We start from the raw sequence: 1,062 nt of genomic DNA on the forward strand, positions 1-1,062 counted from the left end.
TGGCTTTGAAGGCCGGGCTATGTTGCTTTCTCATGGTGTCTATTTTGGCTTTCTAAACTTCTTAGAAAAGCCCTTTTGACTGTCCGATTTTCCTGGACCATTATAGTGTATCCGCATATACACGCTGGCCACACAGAGCGACACTCAAAGCTATGGAGAGGCTACTTGCAGTACGTAAGGCATGCGGAGATATTCTAATGCCTTTTATTTGATCTAGTTTCATCACAACTATTTCTTTCGTTACAGCTCAGGTCTCCGATTAGCAGGGAAATTCTTCTAAAAACGGTGGGCAAGTTTCTAGCGTGGACAGGAATAATTAACCAATCGCAGGGAGAATCGGATTGCCCAAGAAGACCGAGAGCAAACCAGCACGAGCAGATATACCCTGCTTGCGAAGCGTGGAAATGTAACTTCGAAGGCGGCAGAAATCAGCAAGACCAGAAAGTGAGCGCCAACAACCGAACACTTTCGAGAACATTTTCACCGGTCGGATGTCGCGCTCAGACCCGTTGTTATCAAAGCAAGTCAAGCTGTCCCAATCTTTCACGGCAGCCCAACCAAAGCGGGTCACCTCGTGGGCGTAAAACCAAAGGCGATCCAACCAACGAACACGAGAACGCAATTCCTTACTGCAAGCCGAGAGTTTCTCTCCCTCAGAAGGCGGCGACAAACCCAACGCAACATAGCCGCAACGAACCAGAGAACGAAGCTGGGCAACCAGGCAATCCCGGCTGGCTAGCACGCCCGACTCTGCCGACTTCTTAACTTCAAGAAGCCAAGACAGAATCGGCTCTGTCCAAACTCCGGCTTTATCGAAGCGATCTTTCAGACCTGCTCCCTCACGAAGAAGGTGCGCACTGCAAAGCGCATGCTCACAATGAGTGAAGCTGAACTCACAATGAGTGAAGCTGAAGTAGCCACTCAAAGCATCATGAAGGGCGACCCCTTTGAAGTGGGGCAGGACGCCTGCGCTGCCCCCCGAAAACTGGTCCAGTGACTGAGTTGGTATCCTGACCAGAGGCGGGCTTGCCCGCCTCGGGAGAACCAACCGTGAAACAAGGT

Annotated in this window: 1 protein-coding gene; it reads right to left on the minus strand. The window is 51.0% G+C overall.

Going from position 1 to position 1,062, the window contains the following annotated elements:
- Window positions 1–316 precede the first annotated feature (316 nt).
- A partial coding sequence (locus tag RMO15_RS31965; protein WP_309722973.1) for a transposase occupies window positions 317–1,062 on the minus strand: 746 nt, incomplete at its 5' end.

The organism is Armatimonas sp., assembly GCF_031410135.1.
Classification (GTDB): Bacteria; Armatimonadota; Armatimonadia; order Armatimonadales; family Armatimonadaceae; genus Armatimonas.